The 18454-nt window shown below is 49.0% G+C and carries 17 protein-coding genes and 2 tRNA genes; all 19 read right to left on the reverse strand.

The genetic code is table 11. The features are described 5' to 3' along the window. Positions 1-335 precede the first annotated feature (335 nt). Positions 336-1826 carry a lysine--tRNA ligase gene (lysS, locus tag KNO70_RS15340; protein ID WP_012727709.1) on the reverse strand — a complete coding sequence of 497 codons (1491 nt, stop codon included), beginning with the start codon at positions 1824-1826 and terminating at the stop codon, positions 336-338. A 148-nt stretch (positions 1827-1974) separates the two neighbouring features. Then, positions 1975-2913 carry a tRNA dihydrouridine synthase DusB gene (dusB, locus tag KNO70_RS15345; protein ID WP_230872777.1) on the reverse strand — a complete coding sequence of 313 codons (939 nt, stop codon included), beginning with the start codon at positions 2911-2913 and terminating at the stop codon, positions 1975-1977. Positions 2914-2983: 70 nt separating this feature from the next. After that, on the reverse strand, positions 2984-3481 hold the full coding sequence (gene folK, locus KNO70_RS15350) for a 2-amino-4-hydroxy-6-hydroxymethyldihydropteridine diphosphokinase (RefSeq protein ID WP_214812813.1): 498 nt from the start codon (positions 3479-3481) through the stop codon (positions 2984-2986). After that, complete coding sequence (folB, locus tag KNO70_RS15355; protein ID WP_159563162.1) at positions 3478-3843, reverse strand: dihydroneopterin aldolase; 366 nt, start codon at positions 3841-3843, stop codon at positions 3478-3480. Before folB ends, folK begins: the two co-directional genes overlap by 4 nt. Beyond that, positions 3836-4621, reverse strand: a complete 786-nt coding sequence (gene folP / locus KNO70_RS15360) for a dihydropteroate synthase (protein WP_214812814.1) — start codon at positions 4619-4621, stop codon at positions 3836-3838. Before folP ends, folB begins: the two co-directional genes overlap by 8 nt. A gap of 11 nt (positions 4622-4632) precedes the next feature. Beyond that, positions 4633-5451, reverse strand: coding sequence for an aminotransferase class IV (locus KNO70_RS15365; protein WP_214812815.1), 819 nt, complete (start codon positions 5449-5451; stop codon positions 4633-4635). Continuing rightward, positions 5435-6019 (reverse strand): aminodeoxychorismate/anthranilate synthase component II, encoded by a 585-nt coding sequence (pabA, locus tag KNO70_RS15370; protein ID WP_159563165.1) that lies wholly within the window; start codon positions 6017-6019, stop codon positions 5435-5437. The genes KNO70_RS15365 and pabA overlap by 17 nt, the downstream gene beginning before the upstream one ends. After that, positions 6016-7395, reverse strand: a complete 1380-nt coding sequence (locus KNO70_RS15375; RefSeq protein WP_354021638.1) for an anthranilate synthase component I family protein — start codon at positions 7393-7395, stop codon at positions 6016-6018. Before KNO70_RS15375 ends, pabA begins: the two co-directional genes overlap by 4 nt. 94 nt (positions 7396-7489) lie before the next feature. Next, the gene (gene cysK, locus KNO70_RS15380; RefSeq protein ID WP_012727717.1) at positions 7490-8443 is read right to left on the reverse strand and encodes a cysteine synthase A; all 954 of its coding nucleotides are present in this window, start codon (positions 8441-8443) and stop codon (positions 7490-7492) included. Positions 8444-8527: 84 nt separating this feature from the next. Further along, positions 8528-9457, reverse strand: a complete 930-nt coding sequence (gene hslO / locus KNO70_RS15385; protein WP_012727718.1) for an Hsp33 family molecular chaperone HslO — start codon at positions 9455-9457, stop codon at positions 8528-8530. Between the two features lie 19 nt (positions 9458-9476). Then, on the reverse strand, positions 9477-10241 hold the full coding sequence (locus tag KNO70_RS15390; protein ID WP_078145926.1) for a type III pantothenate kinase: 765 nt from the start codon (positions 10239-10241) through the stop codon (positions 9477-9479). Positions 10242-10334: 93 nt separating this feature from the next. Then, on the reverse strand, positions 10335-12359 hold the full coding sequence (gene ftsH / locus KNO70_RS15395; protein WP_012727720.1) for an ATP-dependent zinc metalloprotease FtsH: 2025 nt from the start codon (positions 12357-12359) through the stop codon (positions 10335-10337). 105 nt (positions 12360-12464) lie between these two features. After that, positions 12465-13004 carry a hypoxanthine phosphoribosyltransferase gene (hpt, locus tag KNO70_RS15400; protein ID WP_214689640.1) on the reverse strand — a complete coding sequence of 180 codons (540 nt, stop codon included), beginning with the start codon at positions 13002-13004 and terminating at the stop codon, positions 12465-12467. Positions 13005-13045: 41 nt separating this feature from the next. Beyond that, on the reverse strand, positions 13046-14272 hold the full coding sequence (tilS, locus tag KNO70_RS15405) for a tRNA lysidine(34) synthetase TilS (protein ID WP_214812816.1): 1227 nt from the start codon (positions 14270-14272) through the stop codon (positions 13046-13048). A 68-nt stretch (positions 14273-14340) separates the two neighbouring features. Further along, positions 14341-14412 (reverse strand) — tRNA-Glu (locus tag KNO70_RS15410). Between the two features lie 9 nt (positions 14413-14421). Beyond that, a tRNA-Met gene (locus KNO70_RS15415) sits at positions 14422-14498 on the reverse strand. Positions 14499-14640: 142 nt separating this feature from the next. Further along, a complete protein-coding gene (locus KNO70_RS15420; protein WP_214812817.1) occupies positions 14641-17253 on the reverse strand; it encodes a YhgE/Pip domain-containing protein in 2613 nt (870 codons plus the stop codon). Positions 17254-17455: 202 nt separating this feature from the next. Further along, the gene (locus KNO70_RS15425; protein WP_012727724.1) at positions 17456-17968 is read right to left on the reverse strand and encodes a S1 domain-containing RNA-binding protein; all 513 of its coding nucleotides are present in this window, start codon (positions 17966-17968) and stop codon (positions 17456-17458) included. Positions 17969-18042: 74 nt separating this feature from the next. After that, positions 18043-18417 (reverse strand): FtsB family cell division protein, encoded by a 375-nt coding sequence (locus KNO70_RS15430; protein ID WP_012727725.1) that lies wholly within the window; start codon positions 18415-18417, stop codon positions 18043-18045. Positions 18418-18454: the final 37 nt, after the last annotated feature.

Consider the following 18454-nt stretch of genomic DNA (forward strand, 5'->3'; position numbering starts at 1 on the left):
GACGAAGCTTGCGCTTCATTCAAAAATGGTAAAACTTATTTTTGCCTCATCGTTCAGTTTTCAAAGTTCGTCTGCCGCTCTTGGCGACTCTTAAAATAATACAAGTCATCGACACAGTTGTCAACCACTTTTTTATTTCTTTTCCGCTGCCATCAGCGGCAACGTTTATTACTTTACCGTACACCTCTCATTAACGCAAGGGGTTTTTCTAAAGTTTTTTTAAAAAAGTTTTTTATCTATAGCATTCCTTCTGTTTAACGGCTTACCTATGCGTTTCGAGGCTGACAAAAAAAGAAGCCGGATCATATTAACGGATGATCCGGCCACTAAATTGATTATTGTTGATGGCGCATCGTTGGGAAAAGAAGAACGTCACGGATTGAAGGCGCGTTCGTCAATAACATGACGAGGCGGTCAATCCCGATTCCAAGTCCGCCTGTTGGCGGCATACCATATTCAAGTGCCTCAAGGAAATCGTTGTCGAGTTCATGTGCCTCATCGTTACCTGCTTCTTTTTCAAGCAACTGTGCTTCAAAGCGTTCACGTTGATCGATTGGGTCATTCAACTCCGTGAAGGCATTCGCATGTTCACGACGAACAATGAACAACTCGAAACGATCCGTGAAGCGTGGATCTGTTTCATTCTTCTTCGCCAATGGTGATACTTCAACCGGGTGTCCTGTGACAAATGTCGGTTGAAGCAACGTTTCTTCTACTTTCTGCTCGAAGAATTCATTCACGATATGACCAAACGTCATATGATCTTGTACTTCTACACCGTGTTCTTTTGCGAGAGCACGTGCTTCTTCATCGGACATTTGTTGCCAGAAATCGACACCTGTCTCTTCTTTAACAAGGTCGACCATATGTGCACGTTTCCAACCGATGCCAAGATGGATCGTATCTTCACCATACTGCACATCTGTTGTACCGAGCACTTCTTTCGCTACGTGCGCAACCAATTCTTCCGTCAAATCCATGATGTCGTTGTAATCTGCATAGGCTTCATACAATTCGATCATCGTGAATTCAGGGTTGTGACGTGTAGAGATCCCTTCGTTACGGAATACACGCCCGATTTCGTACACGCGCTCGAGTCCACCAACGATCAAGCGTTTCAAGTGAAGTTCGATGGCAATACGCATATAAAGTTCCATATCCAACGCATTATGATGCGTTAAGAACGGACGCGCCGCTGCTCCACCCGCGATCGTGTGTAACATCGGTGTTTCCACTTCTAAATATCCTTTTTGATTTAAGAAGTTGCGAATCTCCGAAATGATGCGGCTACGCAAAATGAATGTCTGACGCGAGTCCTGGTTTGTAATCAAATCAAGATAGCGTTGGCGATAGCGCTGTTCCACGTCTTTTAATCCATGGTATTTGTCCGGAAGCGGGCGAAGCGCCTTCGTCAATAATTCAAACTCTTCCACGTGAATCGAAAGCTCACCAACGTTCGTTTTAAAGAGCTTCCCTTTCACACCGACGATGTCACCGAGGTCTGAAGACTTGAATAAGTCAAACGGCTCATCCCCGACATCGTTTTTGCGAACGTAAATTTGAATTTGACCTGTCACATCTTGAATGTGGGCAAAGAAAACCTTCCCTTTTCCACGTTTCGTCATGATGCGTCCAGCCAATGTGACTTCTACATCTTGTTCAGCCAAAGCCTCTTTTTCAATTGATTCATACTGCTCATGTAATTCACCTGCGTGTGCAGAACGATCAAAGCGGTGACCGAACGGGTCGAGACCGCGCTCACGCATATCGGTCATCTTCTCAAAACGAACCTGCATTTGATCATTCATTTCTAACTCGTGGCTCACTATTCCATTCACTCCTCTGTCCATATTGGGTTTCTCTCTAACAAAAAACTGTCGACCCGATGGCCAACAGCACAGCCGAAGCCGTTCATTCGTTGTGGTGCACTTTTTCGCCAAACAAGCTTACCATAAATTAGTTCTTTTCACTAGTTCACACTTCTGACAGTTGTCGTTCGAGTTGGTCCACAAATCCATAAAGGACCGCCGCGAACGCTTCGCGCGATTCCGTTTCGTTGATTTGCTTACGAATCGGACCACTACCTTTCAACCCTTTCAAATACCAGGCCGCGTGTTGACGCATTTCGCGTACGGCTGTTAATTCACCTTTGATTGCACTCAACCGGTCGAGATGAAGCATGCAGATGTCGATTTTCTCACGCGCCTCTGGTTCCGGCGGGAGCTCCCCTGTTTCGAGGTACTGGACCGTTTGATAGAGCATCCACGGATTCCCGAGTGCAGCGCGTCCAATCATGACGGCATCCACACCATATTGGTCAATCACACGTTTCGCATCCTGCGGGGTCGCGATATCCCCGTTTCCGATAATCGGGACGGTCGCTACTTTCTTCGCCTCGCCAATCCAATCCCAATTCGCGGTTCCTTCATATTGTTGGGCACGCGTACGTCCATGAATGGCAATCGCTGCTGCTCCACCCGTCTGAGCCGCCTTAACATTATCCAAAATAAAGATATGCTCATCATCCCAACCGAGTCGCATCTTCACCGTAACCGGTTTTTCGACGACATTCGTGACGGCATTCACCATCTCGTACACTTTATCCGGGTCGAGTAACCACTTCGCCCCTGCGTCACACTTCGTCACTTTCGGTACGGGACAACCCATGTTGATATCAATAATATCCGCATTGGTGTTTTGATCGACGTACTGCGCCGCTCTGACGAGTGTATCTTTCGAACCGCCGAAAATTTGTAAACTGAGCGGTTTCTCTCGTTCATCGACGTATAGCATGCGCATCGTCCGTGCATTCTCGAGCAAGATGCCTTTATCACTGACCATTTCGGCACAGACGAGTCCCGCTCCGAACTCTTTTGCAATCAAACGGAAAGCGGGATTGGTCACGCCGGCCATCGGCGCGAGGACTGCACGGTTTTTAATCTCTATGTTTCCAATCTTAAAGCCTGTCAAGACAACACATCCTTCATTTCTCCAAATTCGTAAGCAACTGTAACCGGACGACATCTTGGCGGTCCGTCATCGGTAACCCTTCGAGCCAGGAGGCGACCGTCCGTCCTTGAACGACGAGTTCTGGCGCGATTTCCGCTAACGGGGCAAGAACAAATGCACGTTCCTGCATGCGCGGATGCGGAACCGTTAAGTGTTCTGATTGTATATCTTCCCCATTATAAAAGAGGATGTCAAGGTCGATGGTACGCGGTCCGTTCTTAAATAGACGTTCCCGCCCTAATCGTTGTTCGATCTGTTGAAGCGTTTTGAGCAGTTCGTTCGAGGATTGATGACTCTCGACTTCGACCACCATATTAAAAAACGAAGGTTGCTCTGTATATCCGACAGGAGCCGTCTCATAGACCGACGACTGTTTCGTGACGTGGAGTCCTGCTTGCTCCATCTCATCGATTGCCGCAGACAACTGTCTAGCCCGATCTCCGATATTGGCGCCTAATGCAATATAAATCATGACGTCCGTCCCCTTGTCATCTCGATTGCCACTGAGTCATAGTGTCCCGGGATGGGTGGGTCCGGTTTAATTACTTTAACCGTCACACGTTGAATCAACTCACTATGCGCCAACACGGCTGTCGTGATGCGTTCTCCGAGTGTTTCTAACAAATTGACCGGTTCCCCCGTCACAATATCTTCCGTCAACTGATACAAGCCGGCATAGCTGACCCCATTGTTTAAGTCATCCGAACGTCCCGCAGGCGCGAGGTCCAGTTCACACATTAAATCCACGTGAAACCGTTGACCGAGACGGTTTTCTTCTTCAAACACCCCGTGATAACCGTAAAAACGCATCCCGTTCACAAATATTTTATCCATGTCTATCCCCTCCAATCATCGCATCCATCATCTTCGCCGCACGGGCGTTCGCTTTGACGTCGTGCACACGCACCCAATCGCACCCTTTCATGATTCCGAGACACGTTGTCGCAATCGTTCCTTCGAGACGCTCCTCTGTTGGTAAATCGAGCGTATGACCGATAAACGACTTACGCGACGTGCCGAGCAGAACCGGATACCCAAGACGTGTGATCACGTCAAGATGATTCATGAGTTCGAGGTTTTGCGTCACGTCTTTCGCAAATCCGATGCCCGGATCTAGCCAAATGTGCTCATCCTTTACGCCTGCTGCATGCGCAATCTCGATTGATTCCTGTAGATCGCTGACCACATCTTCGATGAAATGACGATAGTCCCGATCTGTTCGGTTGTGCATCAAAATGATCGTAACTCCATATTCGAAAGCGACACGTGCCATCGAGCGGTCTCCCCATTTCGAACCCCATACGTCATTGATAATCGTCGCACCGGCCTCGATTGCCGCTCTCGCCACCATCGGCTTATACGTATCAATCGAAATCGGAACATCGATTTCTTTTGTCAGTCGACGGATGATCGGGACGACACGTTCAATCTCTTCTTCTTCGGAAACAAGTACCGCGCCAGGTCTCGTTGATTCTCCACCGACATCAATCGCATCGGCACCTTCTTGTACGAGTTGTTTCGCATGTCGTACAGCCTCCTCGATTGCCGTATACCGTCCCCCATCCGAAAACGAGTCCGGGGTCACATTTAAAATACCCATGACCTTCGTCATGCTTCCGCCTCCTAACCAATTGAGCGAACGAGTTTCGCCCAAACTTCGTTAAATCGTACCCCGTCTTTACCGGGGTATCTCAGATTTCCATAATGCGTTACCGGAGCGACTTGTTGGATTGAATTTGTCATCCAAATCTCTTTCGCTGCAGTCAATTCTTCAAATGTCACGGGTTGTTCGATTACAGAGAAATGTTTCATCACCCATTGTCGTGTCACACCTGCGAGTGCTCCGCTCGATAGCGGAGTCGTGTATAACCTATCATCTGGACCGACCCAAAAGATGTTCGACACGAGCCCTTCCACCACATATCCATGTTCGTCCGCAAATAGTCCTTCAGCGCCTTGGTCTTGTAAGGTTCGTTTTCCAAGGATATTGTTCATATAATGATGTGACTTTAATCGAAAAGCCGCTTCAGGACGACTTCTCGGAAACGGGATCGGTTCGACCCGTTTCTCCTGTGGTACAACTTCTGAGGATAGCGGTTTGACGATCATGGTGACGTTCGGTGTCTCATAACGACCCGCGTAGAGACCGAGGGGCGCAACTCCTGCCGACACGTTCAAGCGGATATAAAGGTTGGGTGCATCGTTTTGACGGCACAGTTGCTGAATCGCCGTCCCGATTTCTTCCTTCGTGTATGGAAAATCGATCCACAGCTCATCGAGACTCTTCATCAAGCGCTCCCAGTGGGCATCGAACAGGAAAGGAACGAATTCATATGTACGGAACGTCTCAAACAAGCCCATTCCATACAAGAAGCCGTGATCTTCAACCGGAATCAACACCTTCTCTCGTTCGACCAACTCTCCGTTATGCCAATACCACATGACGATACTCCTCGATAAAGTTTCGAATCATTTCCTTCCCGTGCTCAGTCAAAATCGCTTCAGGGTGATATTGCACCCCTTCGATCGGAAGCGTTCGGTGACGGAGTGCCATGATTTCTCCAGTCTCCGTCTCTGCAGTGACCACTAGACATTCTGGTAGAGACGAACGCTCCACGGCCAACGAATGATAACGGGTCACGACCGACTGTTGCGGAATCTTCTTGAAAATCGATTTTCCGTCATGTTGAATCTTCGACGTTTTTCCATGCATGAGCCGCTCCGCATGGACGACTTCTCCACCAAACGCTTGCGCAATCGCCTGATGTCCGAGGCAAACCCCTAAAATCGGGATACGACCCGCAAACGCTTGGATTGCCTCAACGCTAATTCCCGCCTCATTCGGAGTGCAAGGTCCCGGCGAAATGACAAGATAACTCGGGGCAAGCGCCTCAATCTCTTGAATCGTGACTTCATCGTTTCGATACACGACTAGTTCTTGACCGAGTTCACCGAAATATTGCACCAAGTTATACGTAAATGAGTCATAGTTGTCGATTAATACAATCATGTCGTTTCCTCCGTCATGTGTTTCGCCGCCCATAGCGCCTTCGCTTTGGACAGGGATTCCTCATATTCCGAGACCGGATCCGAATCAATCACGATACCTGCTCCCGCTTGAACGTATGCGATTCCGTCTTTCACGACCATCGTTCGAATCGTGATATTGAAGACAAGGTCGTCATTCCAACTTAACCATCCATATGAACCGGTGTAGAGTCCCCGGCGAACTGGTTCGAGTTCTTCGATGATTTCCATCGTTCGAATTTTCGGTGCGCCGGTGATGGTACCGCCTGGGAACATCGCTGCCAGCGCTTCGGCTCCTGATACTTCATCCCGAATCGTACCCCGTACGTTCGATACGATATGTTGTACGTGTGAGTACTTCTCAATCACCATCAACTCATCAACATGAACGCTGCCATATGCCGCCACCTTGCCGAGGTCGTTCCGTTCAAGATCGACGAGCATGACGTGTTCGGCCCGCTCTTTCTCGTTTTCAAGCAATGTGTTCGCCAACTCCAAGTCTTCCACATCATCTTTGCCACGTGGACGCGTACCCGCGATCGGGCGTGTCGAAATGTCGGTTCCATGTTTTTCAAGCAACAATTCTGGTGAAGCGGAGACCATCGTTAAAGTGTCATCCACGAAATAGCCCATATAAGGAGATGGATTCATTTGACGCAACGTATCATATACTCGACGCGGGTCAGCGAGAAGCGGTTCGGACTGACGAACGCTCAAGTTCACTTGGAACACGTCCCCTTCTACGATATAGGACTGAATCCGTTTGACCGCTTCAACAAACTCTTCCTGGGAGATGGAGCGCGATCGTTCTATCGGTGACTGCCCTGTCGGCTTGAACGCGTAATGCGACTCGACGTTCCACATGGCCGACAATCGGTCCGCCTTACGTTCTGCACCTTCCTCCGCCGTCACCATCAAGTACAGGGTCGAATCCACTTCATCGAACACCGCCACCTCGTCAAATAGAAGAAACGAGACGTCTGGTGTCGACAAATCATCCTCCGCTTGCTGAGGGAGACGTTCAATCGTCCGGGCCACATCATAACTGACATACCCGATCATGCCACCAAAGAAAGGAGGAGCCCCTTCCGGACGCTCGGCCTCAAATCGCTTCCGTACCTCACTGACGAGCTCAAGCGGCTTTCCGTATAGCGTTTCTGTCGTATCCCCCACTTGCAAGAGTCCGACACCGTCTTTTACATGAAAGCGACCGAACGGCTCGATTCCCGCAATCGTATACCGTCCCGCTCTCCCACTCTCTAACCATGCATGATACGGTTTATCCGCCGTCAACGTCATGTATGCCTCATACACCTTCTCTTTCGTCATCCGCTTTGTTCTGAACGCAGTCGATCTCACATGTCATTCCTCCGTCTATTCATTCATGCCTTTTATTGTACACAAGAAAAGGCAGCAATCGAAAGAGAATGTCTCTCGATTACTGCCTGAAATGTTATACGCGACTCTCGTTTGACTCTTCATCAAACTGATAGAGCGGCGTGCTCAAGTAACGTTCACCGTTTGACGGGATAATCGCCAATACATTTTTCCCTTTACCAAGGCGTTTCGCTGTATCAAGTGCTGCCGCAATGGCAGCTCCTGAAGAGATACCACCGAGGACACCGTTCGTACGTGCCGCCTGACGAGCATATTCGAACGCTTGCTCTGTCGTGATTTGAAGAACCCCTTCATAAATCTCCGTGTCGAGGATGGATGGAACGAATCCAGCCCCAATCCCTTGAATCTTATGTGGTCCCGGTTTCCCGCCTGATAAGACAGGTGAATCGACCGGTTCAACGGCGAGAATTTTTACGTCCGGGTACTTCGCCTTCACGACTTTACCTGCGCCGGTGATGGTACCGCCCGTCCCGACTCCGGCAATCAAAGCGTCGACTGAAAGTCCTGATTCTTCAAACGCCTCCACAATCTCAGGTCCCGTCGTCATTTCATGAACGTTCGGGTTGGCTGCGTTATTGAATTGTTGCGGGAGGAAGTAGCCATGTTTCTCGGCTTCTTCAGTAGCGCGACGAATCGCCCCACCCATCCCTTCAGGTCCTGGTGTCAAAATCAATTCGGCCCCGTATCCACGAAGGAGGTTTCGGCGTTCCATGCTCATCGTTTCAGGCATAACGAGAATGGCTTTATATCCTTTTGCGGCACTGACCATCGCGAGCCCGATGCCCGTGTTTCCGCTTGTTGGCTCGATGATTGTATCACCTGGCTTCAAGATACCGTCTTTTTCGGCCGCTTCGATCATGGCGAGGGCGATCCGGTCTTTGACGCTTGATCCCGGGTTCATATATTCGAGCTTCAGATACACGTTGGCATCCTCTGGTCCAGTCATTCCGTTCAATTTCACAATCGGAGTCTTTCCAATCAAGTCTGTTACTGAGTTTACGATACGCATTGCATTTCCTCCTTCATAATTCCGACTATTCCGATATTGTTATCATACCCTATCGAATTGAAAATATGCAATTTGGAACGTTGCTTACGCCTGCGCCTGAACTTTCATCGTCTCTAACTGTTCCGCTGAGAAATGATACTTTTCGCCACAGAAATGACATACGGCTTCGGCTCCACCATCTTCTTCAATCATCTGACGAATCTCTTCTTTTCCGAGACCGATAATGGCACTTTCCATTCGTTCACGGCTGCATGTGCAGTTGAACTGGATCGGGTTCGTGTCGAGGACATCAAGGCTATCGCCAAGGAGTAATTGAAGCATTTCTTCTGGCGTTTTTTCTTCACCAATCAAAACCGATACGGGTGGGAACGTCTGAAGTGCTTTTTCGAGCGCTTGTACCGTCTCTTCAGAAGCGTTCGGGAGCAGCTGGACGATGATTCCGCCTGCCGCAAGAATCGATTCATCTTCCGGTAAGACGAGGACACCCGCTCCGACGACTGACGGCACTTGCTCAGATGTCGCGAAATAGTACGTGAAGTCTTCACTGATTTCGCCCGTTTGAATCTCTGAAGAACCACCGACATAGTCTTTCAAGCCTAAGTCTTTAATGACAGAGATGGTCCCTTTCCCGACGGCTTCGCCGACTTTCAATTTCGTCATTCCTTGTTCGTTGACGAATGTGCCGCCATCGACACGCGGGTATGACACATATCCACGAACATCTCCTGCTGTATCTGCGTCCACGATGATTTTCCCGATTGGACCATCACCTTCTACTTTAAGCGTGACACGCGCTGCACCTTTTTGCATCGCTCCAATCATCGAACCGATTGTCATCGTCCGTCCGAGGGCAGCTGAAGCAACCGGTGTCGTTTGATGACGAAGTTGCGTCTCATATACCGTTTTTGTCGTGCGTGCGGCAAAGGCACGAACCTCTCCGTTAAAACCGAGGGCACGAACGAGATAGTCATCCTTCATCTGGTCGAGTAATGCTTGTTGTTCTGTATGAATCATATGATGTAACTCCTTTAGTTTACTTTTGATTGCGCTCGTAAATGAGACGGAGGCCTTCGAGTGTCAGGAACGAATCCACATGGTCAATCGTCTCTGCATGTTCACTGATCAATCGTGCCAGCCCGCCCGTTGCAATGACAGTCGCTTCACCGACTTCACGCTTCATCCGGTTCACGATACCGTCCACTTGGGCCACATATCCATAATATGTCCCTGATTGCATCGCTTGAATCGTATTCTTACCAATGACTGTCGGTGGAGTCGCCAATTCAATCCGAGGTAGTTTCGCGGCACGCTGATAGAGTGCCTCCACTGAAATCATGATACCTGGTGAGATGATTCCGCCATGGTAACGACGTTTCTCATCGATGTAACAATACGTGGTTGCCGTCCCAAAATCAACAATTATGAGCGGACCGTCATATTTGGCGATCCCAGCCACCGCGTTGACAATTCGGTCGGCCCCGACTTCGCGAGGGTTCTCGACATGAATGTCCAACCCTGTCTTCACACCTGGTCCCACAACGATTGGACGTACATTGAAGTATCGTTGCGACATTTGTTCAAGTGGGAAAATAACAGGAGGTACGACAGAAGATAAGATCACTCCCTCGACCTGGTCGAACGAGATGTTCGAATGATCGAATAGCGATTTCACCAGCATGCCGTACTCGTCGGTCGTTTTTGTACGATCCGTTGAGATGCGCCAATGGTGTACGAGATGATCTCCATCGTACATCCCGAGAACAATATTTGTATTTCCAACATCAATCACTAAAATCATGATATAGTTCCTCACTTTGTTGTCAATTGCAGTTCGCTCGAATTATAACACGAAAAAAGACGAATGCCTCGTCAAGGGCATTCGTCTCATTCATTAACGTGATTCGTTATTCGGACGTTCTGTCGGTGTCGCTTCTGGCTTATCGCCTTCAGGTACGACATCCGGCTGGCTGTCTTGGACAACTTCAGGTTGATCGACGACTTGACCGTGTTGAACGGCTGCATCATCTTTCTTCGCTGCGTCATCCGCATCCGTCGATCCATCCACGTCCTCTTCCGGCTCATGCGGAAGATACTCGCGTGTCTTGATCAAATGACGAATCTGTTTCGAGTCAAGCGTCTCGACATCAAGCAACGTCTTCGCAACGAGTTCGAGATCTTCGCGACGATCTGTCAAAATCTGCTTCGCTTTCGCGTAACAGCGATTGATGATGTCTCGAATCTCCAAATCGATTTCTTGCGCAATCGCATCCGAGTAGTTCTGCTCTGTCTGGAAATCACGACCGAGGAAGACTTGTCCGCCATGGTTTGAACCGAGCTGGAGCGGTCCGAGTTTATCGCTCATCCCGTAATCCATGACCATCTTACGTGCGATACCAGTAGCGCGCTGGAAGTCATTGCTCGCTCCGGTCGACACTTCTCCAAAGATGACATCTTCGGCGACGCGACCACCAAGAAGACCAACAATCTTGTCTTCGAGTTCAGGTTTTGTCATGAAGTAACGATCTTCTTTCGGAAGCATGACGACATATCCGCCCGCGTTTCCGCGTGGAACGATTGTCACTTTGTGTACTTCATCCGCATTCTCAAGCTCGAGACCGATGATTGTGTGACCCGCTTCGTGATATGCAACAATGTTGCGCTCTTTTTCAGAGATGATGCGACTCTTCTTCGAAGGACCTGCGATGACACGGTCAATCGCTTCTTCCACATCGACAACTGAAACAGCTGTACGGTTCGAACGTGCCGCAACGAGTGCCGCTTCGTTCAAGAGGTTCTCTAAGTCTGCCCCAGAGAAACCAGGCGTACGTTGTGCAATCGACTTCAAGTCCACCGTCGAATCGAGTGGCTTGTTACGTGCATGGACTTTCAATACTTCTTCGCGCCCTTTGACATCCGGACGATCGACCGTAATTTGACGGTCAAAACGACCTGGACGAAGGAGGGCCGGGTCAAGGATATCTGGACGGTTTGTCGCCGCAACCATGATGATCCCTTCGTTATCACTGAATCCATCCATCTCAACAAGGAGTTGGTTCAATGTTTGTTCACGCTCATCGTGTCCACCACCGAGACCGGCACCACGCTGGCGACCGACCGCATCAATTTCATCGATGAAGATGATACATGGCGCATTCTTTTTCGCGTTTTCGAACAAGTCACGAACACGTGACGCCCCGACCCCGACAAACATCTCAACGAAGTCCGAACCTGAGATCGAGAAGAACGGAACACCGGCTTCACCGGCTACCGCACGAGCCAAGAGTGTTTTACCTGTCCCTGGAGGACCTACGAGTAAGACCCCTTTTGGAATACGTGCGCCGAGTTTCGAGAATTTGCGAGGATCTTTCAAGAATTCAACGACTTCGATGAGTTCTTGCTTCTCTTCGTCCGCCCCAGCCACATCTTTGAATGTGACGCGACGTTTCTCTTGGTCGTATAGTTTCGCCTTCGATTTCCCGAAGTTCATCACACGACCACCACCGCCACCACCTTGCGCTTGGTTCAACAAGAAGAAGAACAAGATGAAGATGATAATGAACGGTAAAATCGCGAAGACGATGCTGAACCAGCTACTGTTGGATTCAGCCTCCTCGATTTGAATATCCGTATTCGCTCGAAGCTGCGTTAATACATCCGCATATTCCGCTTCGTTCGCTGGAATGTTTGTTTCATAACGTTGGTCTTCATCTCCTGTAAGATCGCCTGTAATCGAGATAGCCCCCGGGATTTCTTGTACGGTTGCCGTCTCAATCCGATCATCTTCCACATATTCTAGGAATTTCGAATACGAGAGCGTTTCACTCTGACTATTCGGATTCTGCAAATATTGAAGGAACAAGATCAAGGCTAGGAAAATCACACCAAAAACCAATGTGTTTTTCACTGCACGATTCATTCTCTGCCTCCTATTCCGAGAAACGATGTTCTCGCCCATTCAGTATATGCCTATACTTTGGGGATTTCCTTTATCTTACCACGTCACATTTTCAAAAGAAAAACGTTAGCCCCCGTAAACGCTCGGTTTGAGCACACCGACATAAGGAAGGTTACGATATTTCTCTTCGTAATCAAGACCGTAGCCGACAACGAATTCGTGTGGAATCACGAAACCACTATAGTCTGCTGATAAACCATTTTTACGGCCAGTCGGCTTATCGAGAAGCGTGACAATCTTCACAGACTTCGCTTTACGGTATTTAAGAAGATCGACGAGGTAACCAAGCGTCAATCCACTATCAATAATATCTTCTACAATCAAGATGTCGCGTCCTTCTACAGATGTATTTAAATCCTTCTCGATTTTCACTTCACCTGTCGAAGAAGTTCCTCCATGATATGTCGACACGTCCATGAAATCCATCTCTAAATGGATATCCATTTCTTTGACGAGGTCCGACATGAATGGCATCGCGCCTTTCAATACACATACGAGAAGCGGGAACTCTTCTTTATAGTCTTCGCTCAATGTTCCAGCGAGTTCTTTCACCTTTTCTTGAATCTCTTCACGTGAGATTAAAATTTTCTCCATATCGTTCATCAATGACATCTTGAAATCCTCCTCTTTCTGTTTCGACACAATCATCATTTTACCATTAATCGTAGGCAAATCGCATCCGACTTGTCTAGAAATTCTGAAACTCTTACCCCGACAATCGCGAGAATCCGCCCCGAGGCGTCCTCAAGCAGCGGGAGTGTCGGTCGAATGGTTCGCTCAATCTTTTCGTCGATGAGGATGCGGGACACTTTTTTTGTCCCCACGTTCAACTTCATCCGGTCCCCCGGTGCGAGCGAACGAATCGTCAGCGGGCAAGTAATTTCATTTAGCGGAATACCTTCTCGTCCTTCTTCGATGGACAACGAAACCGTACGCTGCCCAAATTGAACGACGGCTGGTAACGACTCGATCTGAATAGGATAAAGTGACGCTTCTGCCGAACGTTGTACAAGATTAAGTACCCTATTCTGCTTCATCATGAACCACTCACCCGACAGGTGGTAGGTGCCGGTATCCTTTTCACTCACGCTTAGCTTCTCGACCCCCTCACCGACCTCTACCCCATAGCGACGGGACAGCAAGCGAGCGACCGTATATCGCTCAAGTGAGGATAAGCGATTAAACTCATCAAGTTTCACATGAAACGCTTTCATTTCAAGCTGCACATTTTCTTCAATCCATCGCCCACATGACTGGTAACGCATGCCCCATTCAGCGTATGCCTGTTTCGCCGTATCGTATACATCATCAACGACTGTCGGCCACAGTTGTTTCAGCCTCGGGATGATTTCGTGACGGATCCGGTTCCGTAAATAGGTCACTTCCTGATTGGTGGCATCTTCCTTCCAGACAAGTTTGTTTTTCCGAGCATACTCGATGAGTTGCACCTTTGTTTCTCTTAATAAAGGACGGATCAACGTCCCACGCCCGAACGTTCTTCTCTCGGGAATTCCTTTCACTTCGATTACGTTTCGGTGAAGTTGAATGAGCACCGTCTCCAACACATCATCCGCATGATGAGCCGTGGCCAGTGTATCGTATCCATGTTCATTCATGACGTCTTCAAAAAAGCGGTAGCGGGCCTTACGGTAATGAGCCTGTGATGCTCCTTCTTGAAAATGGAGACGCGTCCCATGAAACGCGACTTGGTAGGATGCCGCTACGTGTGCGACGAACGTGTACTCTTCATCTGACGCTTCTCGTAAACCGTGATGGACGTGCGCCACCGCCACATCCCATCCTTGCTTGACGAGACGGTCCAATAAGACGATGGAATCGACTCCACCCGACACAGCGACGAGTACCTTTTTCATGAATTCCCTCCTTGATATAACAAAAGAAGCCATCTCGATTGAGATGGCTTCTTTACGCTTAGGTTAAGTGACCCGTACGGGATTCGAACCCGTGTTACCGCCGTGAAAGGGCGGTGTCTTAACCGCTTGACCAACGGGCCTAAATAAAATGGTAGCGGCGGAGGGAGTCGAACCCACGACCTCACGGGTATGAACCGTACGCTCTAGCCAGCTGAGCTACACCGCCATGTTATTGTTGTGTCCTAAGCACATTTTCTATAATAACCAGTCACCATTCGAGTGTCAATTCTTTTTTTATATTTTTTTAAGAAAAAAATCGTGTATAGTGTCGTCTTCCCCACTATACACGATTTTGTATCGTATTTACATCATGCTTCTGATGCGACTTGACGATATTTTTTCTTCCATGCGATCCGGAAGTACGCCCATAGTAATGCAAAACATCCGGCAGCCACAAACACTAAATAGGTTGTCGCCATCTGCAAGTACTGCGCACCATCTGCCGATAGAATTTCTTTATATCCGGCAACCGTATACGTCATTGGAAGTAGTGCATTGAACGGTTGCAACGCTCTTGGAATCAATTCAAGCGGGAACGTCCCGGCTGACGTCGTCAATTGTAAAATCAACAAGACGATTGCCGCGAAACGTCCAGGGTTTCCGAGTGTTGTCACGAGCAACTGTACGATAAAGAGGAACGTGATGCTCGTCAACCAGCTGAAACCGAAGAATTTTAATGGTTCGCTCACTTCAAGACCGAGCAGTTGCACCATCGCCACATCGAGAATCAAGGCTTGCAAGAATCCGACGACCATGAGGACACCAGATTTCGACAATACCCACGAAAGACTACGTTTCGGACGTCCTGCTGGATCGTATAACGGATAAACGATCGAGAGAAGGAGTGCTCCAACGAAAAGTCCGAGTGACATGAAGTATGGAGCGAATCCAGTACCGTAGTTAGGCACCTCGTGAATCGAGTTGTCGACGAGCGACACTGGACCGGCCATCATCTCGACGTTGTCATCCGTTAAACCGATGTCTGCGTCTTTCGCACCTTTCACTAAGGCGTCACGAAGTTCCTCGCTACCTGATGCGAGCTCCTTCATGCCGTCAGCGAGTTCACCGCTACCGTCTGAAAGTTCTTCTCCACCATTCGCGAGCTGATTCGCGCCATCCGTCAGCTTGCTCGTTCCGGCTCCGGCACTATTCGCGCCTTCGGCCAGTTCACGACTTCCTGACTGCAGCTTTTGACCACCATCCGCTAACTGATTCGCACCATTCACCAATTCATTTGTACCGGTGCTTGCGCTCTTCGCTCCATCCGCAAGCTTTTCGCTACCTTCAGACAACTGTCCGGTCGCGTCTACAAGCTTGTCACTTCCAGCGGCGAGTTCAGTTGTCCCATCTTGAAGTTGTGTCGCGCCTTGATTGAGCTTCGCACTCGCTGACACAAGTTCTTGGGAACGATCGGCCGCCGTTTGAGTACCTTGCTCGATTTGACTTGAACCACTTGCCAACGCGTTCGCACCTTCGGCTAATTTCGTTTGACCTGCACTCAAGTCAGAAAGTCCAGTCGACAGTTTGTTTGCACCTGTACCTGCCTGATCAAGACCTGCACCAAGTGCGACCTGTCCTTCTTTCACTTTTGCAGCACCAGCGGATAGTTGATCAAACCCGGCCGCCGTCTCTTGCTTCCCTTCGCTCAGTTGTGCAGCGATGGCTTGAAGCATTTCAGGTGATGCCGATTGACCCGACTCAGCGAGTGCTGTCAATTGTCCAATCAACTCATCTTGTTTCGCAGTCAATTCAGACTTCATTTGTCCGATCCCATTGACCACGTCTGTTTGACCCGCGACAAGTGTCGCGTTTCCTTCCTTCGCCTGAGTCAACGCTCCTGTGAGTTTTGTGGCACCATCCTGTAATGCAGATGCCCCCTCTTTTGAGCGCTCGATTCCGGCAGCAAGGTCTTGAACACCTTGGTTCAACGTCTTCGCACCTGTGTGCAGCTCATCTAGCTTAGATGCGAACGCTCCTGTTCCGTCAACGAGTTGGCTCGTCCCGCCTTGTAAGGCAGAAGCGCCCTCGCTGACACGATGGACCCCGTCCGAAAGTGAGGCTGAGCCCTCGTATACTTGTTGACTGCCATCCGCGAGTGCAGATGAGCCATCGGCCAATTGCGAAACACCATCACGTAATTGACCTGCTCCATTCGCTAGCTCCCGTTGTTTCGAAGCGAGAAGCTTCGTCCCATCCGCGAGTTCAGATGAACCATCGGCCAACTGAGTCATCCCATCGTTTAATTGGCTTGCTCCATCCGCGAGCTCACGTTGTTTCGAAGCGAGAAGCTTCGTCCCGTCCGCCAACTTGACGGCACCGTCTTTTGCTGACGTTGAGCCGTCCGCAAGTGTCGCTGCACCATCTGCGGCTTCACCAAGTCCGTCTGCCACATCATTCAATCCGTCTTTCAACGCACTGACATACTGTTTCGAGACTTCGGTCGACAGTTCCGCTTTGACTTGTTCCATCGCGGAACCACCGATTTGTGCGGCTAAGAAGTTATACGATTCATTTGCGATATACTTCAGTTCGAGTTGCTCCGGATGTTCATCTAAAGCAGTCGTCGCTTTTTCTGAAAAGTTTTCTGGAATCTCGATCGCCATGTAGTAGTCATGGTCTTTCAGTCCAGATTCCGCTTCTTTCTTCGTCGTTTCGACGAACTTGAACGCCTCCGAATCCAGCAGCTTATCAATGAGGTCATCTCCAATCGCAAGCGACTCTCCTTCAAACGTTGCCCCTTTGTCTTCATTGACGATGGCGACCGGCAAATCTTTCATCTGTCCATACGGATCCCAAAAAGCCCATAGGAACATCCCTGCGTACATTAACGGTACGAGTGCGACTGCGAGAATCGGAACCAACACACGTGGGTTCTTGAAGATACTTCGCCACTCCGCCATCCACAGTTTCCATCCATTCATTTTTCTCTCCACCTTCACTTATAAAACATAACTATTTTTTCATGTTCCCTATTTTGCTCCCTTCCTCGAAAAAAAGCAACTCTTTTAGCTATTTTTTATAAATTTTTTAAACAGAAAAAAAGCCATGAACGAAAATGTTCATGGCTCGTCTCATTACAAGACCTCTATGGTTACGAGTAGAAGCTAATTGGTATACGAAGGATTACCCGCGCTTGGCTCCGCGTCCACCGCGTTTTGAATCTGTTTGACGTTTCAACGTCGAAAGACGCTCGTCGCTATCTTTCAAAAACTTACTCATCAATGTATCGAATGTTTCTGGTTCACGACGTTGTTCACGACGACCGCCACCACGTGGGCCGCCACCGCGTGGACCGCCGCCACCGCGTGGACCACCTTGACCTGGGCCACCTGGACGTGGGCCACGAGAGAAACGCTCACCAGCTGGACGCTCAGGACGCTCAGGACGTTCGCTTACAGGACGGTCGACTGCTTTCTTGATGGACAACCCAATTTTCCCATCATTTTCGACGTTCAACACTTTTACCGTGACTTCTTGACCGACTGTCAACACTTCGTTAATGTCTTTGACGTAAGAGTCTGCCACTTCACTGATGTGTACTAATCCTGTCTTGCCATTTGGGAGCTCGACGAACGCTCCGAAATGCGTAATCCCTGTAACCTTACCTTGTACCTTGCTTCCTACTTCAATTGACATAAAATAATGTACTCCTTTTTTGATTGATTCTTTCTAATTATACGAGTCGTTTCCCTAACGGTCAACGAACCGACTTATTCCTCTGGCGAGAAGTAGAAAATAATCTCTCCATCTTTAGAGAAAAGCAGTTCGTTTCGTGCTAAGTTCGCGATATAATCTTCATCCTGTAACCGTTCCACTTGCTCTTTCAACTCATCCTGTTCGGCCTGCTGTTCACGCAACTCCACTTTTGCTTGTGCGTAGGCTTGTTGCTGGTCCGATACGTACCCTACTTTCGAGAAGTAACTCTGTCCAATCAACACCATGACAAATAAAAACAGGAGAGAGGCTGCTGCCAAACGACGTCGAAGATGAACTCGTCGGCGATGTGTATCTTTTTCTAACTGTTCTCTACGCTCATCTAGCGCTCGAATGCGTCGTTGTCGATCCATCGGATTACGTCCGTTCATCGCCTCATCCCCCTCCTCTTAATACATTAAGTATACT

This window comes from Exiguobacterium sp. s181 (genome assembly GCF_018617125.1).
GTDB classification, from domain to species: Bacteria; Bacillota; Bacilli; order Exiguobacteriales; family Exiguobacteriaceae; genus Exiguobacterium; species Exiguobacterium profundum.

What these genes read in the sequence shown, in the direction of transcription:
- dusB (WP_230872777.1), bottom strand. Translation starts at nt 2,913, where the DNA reads ATGGCCGGCGTGACCAATCCCGCTTTCCGTTTGATTGCAAAAGAGTTC.
- folK (WP_214812813.1), bottom strand. Translation starts at nt 3,481, where the DNA reads ATGATTTATATTGCATTAGGCGCCAATATCGGAGATCGGGCTAGACAG.
- folB (WP_159563162.1), bottom strand. Translation starts at nt 3,843, where the DNA reads ATGGATAAAATATTTGTGAACGGGATGCGTTTTTACGGTTATCACGGG.
- folP (WP_214812814.1), bottom strand. Translation starts at nt 4,621, where the DNA reads ATGACGAAGGTCATGGGTATTTTAAATGTGACCCCGGACTCGTTTTCG.
- KNO70_RS15365 (WP_214812815.1), bottom strand. Translation starts at nt 5,451, where the DNA reads ATGTGGTATTGGCATAACGGAGAGTTGGTCGAACGAGAGAAGGTGTTG.
- pabA (WP_159563165.1), bottom strand. Translation starts at nt 6,019, where the DNA reads ATGATTGTATTAATCGACAACTATGACTCATTTACGTATAACTTGGTG.
- cysK (WP_012727717.1), bottom strand. Translation starts at nt 8,443, where the DNA reads ATGCGTATCGTAAACTCAGTAACAGACTTGATTGGAAAGACTCCGATT.
- hslO (WP_012727718.1), bottom strand. Translation starts at nt 9,457, where the DNA reads ATGATTCATACAGAACAACAAGCATTACTCGACCAGATGAAGGATGAC.
- KNO70_RS15390 (WP_078145926.1), bottom strand. Translation starts at nt 10,241, where the DNA reads ATGATTTTAGTGATTGATGTTGGAAATACAAATATTGTTCTCGGGATG.
- ftsH (WP_012727720.1), bottom strand. Translation starts at nt 12,359, where the DNA reads ATGAATCGTGCAGTGAAAAACACATTGGTTTTTGGTGTGATTTTCCTA.
- tilS (WP_214812816.1), bottom strand. Translation starts at nt 14,272, where the DNA reads ATGAAAAAGGTACTCGTCGCTGTGTCGGGTGGAGTCGATTCCATCGTC.
- KNO70_RS15420 (WP_214812817.1), bottom strand. Translation starts at nt 17,253, where the DNA reads ATGAATGGATGGAAACTGTGGATGGCGGAGTGGCGAAGTATCTTCAAG.
- KNO70_RS15425 (WP_012727724.1), bottom strand. Translation starts at nt 17,968, where the DNA reads ATGTCAATTGAAGTAGGAAGCAAGGTACAAGGTAAGGTTACAGGGATT.
- KNO70_RS15430 (WP_012727725.1), bottom strand. Translation starts at nt 18,417, where the DNA reads ATGAACGGACGTAATCCGATGGATCGACAACGACGCATTCGAGCGCTA.